Raw genomic sequence first — 5,680 nt, 5'->3', positions numbered from 1 at the left:
ATGATTACGGTCAACATTGGGATCCCCCCGAGTTTTAGGTACCGAGGGCGCTGGAATTCAGGCTTTAGCCGCCCGTCTTGCTGCTTCGCAGCGCTTGGGGATGCGCCTGAAGGCTGGACACCAACGTGCGCTGGTGTGCAGGCTTCAGCCGCCGGTCTTGCTGCTTCGCAGCGCGTGGGGATGCGCCTCAAGGCTGGACACCAACGGTTGCTGGTGTGCAGGCTTCAGCCGCCCATCTTGCTGCTTTGCAGCGCGTGGGGATGCGCCTGAGGGATGGACACCTGCGTGTGGCCGATCAATGATTCGAGTAACGAATCTCGGGTGAATAGTGCAGCTCGCGGGCCGCGTGCGGGGGCAGGGCTTTTTGCAGGTCCAGGCATTCTTTTTCGCGGACCGGATTGGGGTCGTGCATGATGTGGGTGACCAGGGCGACGACCAATTCATTGCGTCGGGATTCGACGGCGCGTTTGTTGAACATCCGTTTGATGACGGGAATGTTGCCAACGAGCGGAATGTTGGCTTCGCTCTGGGAATCGGTTTCGCGGATCAGTCCGCCGATCACCAGCCCGCTGCCGTCGGGCATCAGCACCGTCGTGGAAACTTGCGTGGTGTCTTCTTCGGGGAAACCGCTTTCGGTGATCTTGCCGCCGGAGACCTTGGGTAGGACGGTCATCAGAATGTTGCCGTCTTGGGTGATCACGGGCGTGACTTCCAAGACGATTCCGACGTCCAAGAACTGGACATTTTGAATCGTCGCGGTTTGCGTGGTGGTGGCTACGGCGTAGGGCAATCGTTGCCCGATTTGCACCTTGGCGGTTTGCCGGTTGACCACACTGACCTTGGGCGAGGCCAGGGTGCGTGAGTTGGTGTTGACGTGAATCGCTTCGATCAAATGGCCGATGTCGGTGCCATCGATTCGGAAAGCCAGCGACGGGCCGTCGGGGTTCTCTTCGGCGAATCCCGATCCTTCCAAAAGGACTTTGGCGCCCGAGACCCGCGCCAAGGCACGCAGATTCACACCGTGTCGTTCTTCGTCGTTCAAGTCAATTTGTAGCACGTGGGCTTCGACCAGCACCTGCCGTGGCGGAATATCGACTTGTGCGATGTACTGCGAAACCCGCTGGTGTCCCGCTTCGTTGTCTTCGACGATCAACAGCTCCCGTGTCTTCAGTTGATCCAATTGATCGGCTTCGCTGGTGTACGCCTTGCCGACCGGTGACAGCAGCCCGGTCACGACCGATTGGACATCGGTGGCCGCCACGTAGTTGAGCGGGTAGACCTGAAGCCTGCGTCCTTGGACTCTACGATCCAGCGCCGCCGAGTCGGCTCCGGTGACATAAAGCAGGTTGTCCGAGCGATGCCAATGAAATCCCGCGACACCCAGGATGGCATCGAGCACTTCGTCCAGCCGTGCGCCACGGATGCTGACGGTCACCGGACCATTGACGTCTGGGCCGATCACCAGGTTCAATTTGTGGTGATCGGCGATCATCCGCAGCACGCTGCGCAAGTCGGCATCGTTGGCGATCAGCGTGACCAGGTCGGCGTGCTTTTCCAGTGTCGCGCGATCGGTGCCGGGAGCCGGTTTCAATGGGATCGCAAACCCTTTTCGATCCGCCGCCGGCTGGGGCAACTCCGCCGGAACAGCAGGGCCATTGGCCTCGTCAGACTCGGCGCTGTCGGATTCGGCACCGACTTGGGCGACCCGACGAGTCGATTGCGGAAGCGAGCCGACAATCAGGTCCGCGATCTGAACGTCACGTCGTTGCGCGGCGTCTGGTTCGGCATGATGGACGACGTAGTCGATGCTCCCGCGGCGATCGGTCGTGTTCGCCGCGGTGGATCGTTGATCTGTCGATAAAGCGGCGACGTGGAGCGATTGCAGATTGCCAATGTCGGTCGGGTGGGACGGCGCCATCGGTGTGTAGGTCGCACGTGCGGCGATCGGCTTGAGCGGTTGTGGCATCGTCCCGACCGGGTCGGGGGCGGCGATCAACTGCGCCGAGGCCACGGGACGCAGGGCGTCTGGAATGCGTTGCGGTGAAAGCGCGGTTTGCCGACGTTGGGTCGTGCCGGCGGACGTTGCCGTTGGGAGTGAGGTGTGCCCCGTGGAGCGAACGTCGCTGGGGCGATTGGGGACGGGCAGTGCGATCGGTGTCTTGCCGACGATCGAGGCGATTCTTGATGCACCGGTGGTCTTTCGCTGGCGGGTGGCAGGCCGGATGCCCGCCGCCACGTGCGGTGTGTCGGCCTGGGTGTCGGATGGATCGACGGAGGATGGGTCGGCCGAGTCGGTGAGCGGTTTCACGTCGGTCGGCGGCGAAGGCAGTGCGGTGAGCGGAGCGTTTTCGTGCTGCGATGACGACTGCGATCGCCCGCGAAGCCGCCACTGTGACGGTTCGGTTGCAGGCGACGTTGAATCGGCAGCAGACGAGGATTCGGTGGATTCGAACGCCACCAGGGCGACCGGTCCCTGGGAAAGATCGTCAGACGGTGCGACCAGTTGAATCGGCGAGGCGTCGATCTCCGCAGGCAGGGCGAACAATTGATGGGCGGTCGCCATGTCGACTTGGAAAACGCCGGTTGCTGCGTTTTCTGCTTGCAGCACGGTTTTGGATTTCCCGCGGAGCAGCAGCGCCGGCGGGTTCTCGCACGCGGTGTCGCTGGATTTTTCCGGCAGACGAGCAGGTCGGGGGCCGCCGGCTTCGGCCGCCGCGATGTTGCCGGCGCGGTCGTCTTTGGAATCCGCGGTTTGCGCACACGGCATCATCCCCAGGCAGAGGGTTCCGATGATCGCCAGAGACAAAATCCGCATCCGGAGAGCTTCCTTGCACATTGGATGAACTGAAAATCCGAACAACCGACACAATCGGCACAGACTAACATTGTTGTCGTATCGGCCTCTGACGCGCGACAGCGAAGCAAATCCTGGGAACTTGATCCAATTAGGGAGAATTGTCGAAGCCCTAGGGAGCGACTTCGACCCCCTCATCGGAGACCTGGAGGACCACGACGCCGGTTTCCAGTTTTTCACCTGATCGCACGATTTGCCCATCGATCAGTGCTTTTCGGTCGGTTCCATCGTACGCCCCGTAGACGGCGCCCAGGGTGTATTCAACGGTCGATTGGGACTCGGCTTGCGGCGAAGTCGGTTCGGGGGTGGTTTGAACGACTTCGATTGCCGCTCCGCGAAACAGATCCGTCGCGGTGATTTCGTCGTAGCTCAAGGCGGGCAGATCGACGGCCGTGACGAGATGCTCCATCAATTCGTCCTGGTCGCTTTCCGGGGTCCGCTCGGAAGGTGGCTTGAGGGAGACCAATGACGTTTTGACGGAGGTCGCACCGTCGGCGGTTGGCGAGGTGTCCGATGGGGAACAAACCAACGCGATCAACAGCACCGTCAGCAGGAAGGCGACTAGGGCAAGTTGTTTCTTCTTTTTTGCGTCGTTGGGTGCAGCCGCACGTGGTCGCGGGCCGGCGGAGCTGCTTGGGTCAGGTTTCATGGTCGCTCCTCCGCTTTAGCAATTTTGCGGCGGTCGTGTCTTTCCCTGCCGAGGGGATGCGCATGGAAACGGTGGCGAGACATCGGACCGGGGCCGGGTTACCGTCGTGTGTCGCCGCGGCGTGATGGTCGCGGTCATCGCGAACGAGACGGATCTCGTCGCACCAGATCGGTAAGTCGGCGGTAACGATCCGTTGCAGGAATCGGCAGACATCCGGATAGGACCCTCGGATTTCACATTCCGCTTCCAGCACCGCGATACGTTTTCCCTGATGAGGGCGACCACGATCCAACGCTATCAACTGCACATCACAGGCTGCGGCTTCGTTTTGTAAGCTCGAGCGAACGTTTTCCCAAGAACGGTCTTGTGGCAACCACGACGCGATCTGTTCGATGCGCTCTTGGGTCAGGCGTCGACGTTGATCGGCTTGATTGAATTGATTCTGCAAGCGATTGCGACTGGAGATCAATTCGATCGCTTCGGCGATTTGCTGTGGGCGGTAGGGTTGGTCGGCGGCCAAGATTTCGGGATAGATCCAAATCGTGCTCGCCAACGCGATCAACCCCGAGGCGATGATTCCACAGACGACGTGGCACCGCAGCGGCGTGCTGACCCAGCGCAGGAGCGAAGACGACTCGGCACCCGAGCCCGTCTTGGACCGATGGAGATGAATTGGTTTTTTCATGGCACCAACGTCGACGAGAGCGGCTGAGCGGAGACTTGGATCAGGGCTTCGCGCCATGCGCCAGCGGGCGTGTTCAGTTGGACGTCTTGCAAGCGGCCGGATTTTTCCAGGCGATCGTTCCACGGCATCAAGACATCACGGCTGTTGGCGACCACGGCCAGCGAGACTCGAGGCACTGCCCAGGACGGTGGCTCTTTCAGTGACAGGTCATATTCGAGTGGCAATTTGATTTCGATCGACTGCACATCGAGATGTTGCGTCACCGGGACTTTGGGGCCGGGGTGTGTCGCCCGGGTCACCGCGCCCAGCACCTGCGCCACGCTGTCGTCGGGCTTTGCCGATTCGACCCACGTGCACCATTTTTCCAACAGCACGTTTTCGGTTTCCAGCAGACGGGTGGCGCGTTGAAGTTCAGCGATCGGCTGGGCTTGTTCGACCAGCACGGCGTTTTTAGCGATGGTCCGACGGCCGCGCAGCCACAGCGTGACGGACGATCCGATGGTGATCGATAAGAGCACCAGCAGCACGACCGACCATTTCTGAAAGGCCTGTTCGGCATGACGTCGGGAGCGGTAGCGTGGCGGCATCAACTCGAAGTCCTGCCAACCGCCCAGACTGTCGATCACATTTTCACAGGGCACCGGCGGCGTTGATTCTTCCGGCGGCCATGGCATCGGCGCCATCGCGTCGGAGGGTTCGGGGACAAAATCGATGCCGACATTTCCGAGATCATCACGCTCGGTGGTGGCGTGTTGTTCCAGTTGCATCATCGTCCGTAACCTCGGCTGGAACAGCGCGCCGCGGCCCACGCCAGCGAGAGAGCACCGGCGTAGGACGAATCGAGTCGACGGACGAATTCGACGTCGCGATCGAGGTGCTTGGCCAAGGGCGTGGGACGCTGGGCGCCACTGTAGGACCAAATTGCGACGGGGGTTTCAGTCAGGGTGGCGATGATTTCATCGACTCCCTGGATTTCCGCCAGCGGCCCGGCGATCAAAATCGGTTTACCGGAGACGCCGCCCATGTCGGCGCGGGCGGCATAGCGGGCGGTCGCCTTGAATTCGGTCGCGATGTCACTCAGGTAGGGACGCAAGGCATGCGCGTCGAGCGGCCGATCGGGTTGGTCCGATTCCAAGATCTGCTCGGGCAGTGAAGGAAGTGTCCGCGTCAAACCGACGCCCGTCTGGTGACGCACCGCGATCAGCACCGAGGCGTGACTGAGCCATAGCACCGCTTGGGAATCGATGCCGGTTAAGGATTCCGCGGCGTGGGCCAGGGCGACGCCGTGCGGTAGGATTGATTGAACGTTGTAACCATTGACGCTGGCAATGTCGGTGACCTGACAGGCGGTCCGTTCCGCCGTGGCGGCGATCACGTTTTGATCGTCTCCACAGGGGTGACCGTGATGGACACCCACGACCGGCCAATGGCACAGGTGTGCTGCGCTTTGGAACACCGATTGGCCGAACATTTCGCTGCAGCGTTGACGGAT

The 5,680-nt window shown here is 61.3% G+C and carries 5 protein-coding genes; all 5 read right to left on the bottom strand.

Features of this window, described 5'->3' with window-relative positions:
- Positions 1–295: 295 nt before the first annotated feature.
- Positions 296–2,815, bottom strand: coding sequence for a hypothetical protein (locus ABX749_RS19425; RefSeq protein ID WP_372897427.1), 2,520 nt, complete (start codon positions 2,813–2,815; stop codon positions 296–298).
- A gap of 151 nt (positions 2,816–2,966) precedes the next feature.
- On the bottom strand, positions 2,967–3,503 hold the full coding sequence (locus ABX749_RS19420) for a hypothetical protein (protein ID WP_372897426.1): 537 nt from the start codon (positions 3,501–3,503) through the stop codon (positions 2,967–2,969).
- Positions 3,493–4,188 (bottom strand): hypothetical protein, encoded by a 696-nt coding sequence (locus ABX749_RS19415; RefSeq protein ID WP_372897425.1) that lies wholly within the window; start codon positions 4,186–4,188, stop codon positions 3,493–3,495. Before ABX749_RS19415 ends, ABX749_RS19420 begins: the two co-directional genes overlap by 11 nt.
- The gene (locus ABX749_RS19410) at positions 4,185–4,958 is read right to left on the bottom strand and encodes a hypothetical protein (RefSeq protein WP_372897424.1); all 774 of its coding nucleotides are present in this window, start codon (positions 4,956–4,958) and stop codon (positions 4,185–4,187) included. The genes ABX749_RS19415 and ABX749_RS19410 overlap by 4 nt, the downstream gene beginning before the upstream one ends.
- On the bottom strand, positions 4,955–5,680 hold a 726-nt coding region (locus ABX749_RS19405; RefSeq protein WP_372897423.1), incomplete at its 5' end, for a hypothetical protein. The genes ABX749_RS19410 and ABX749_RS19405, both read right to left, overlap by 4 nt.

It is taken from the genome of Stieleria sp., from assembly GCF_041595215.1.
GTDB classification, from domain to species: Bacteria; Planctomycetota; Planctomycetia; order Pirellulales; family Pirellulaceae; genus Stieleria; species Stieleria magnilauensis.
The sequence above is the reverse complement of the archived record's forward strand: the minus strand, read 5'-3'. Positions and strand labels throughout refer to the sequence as shown.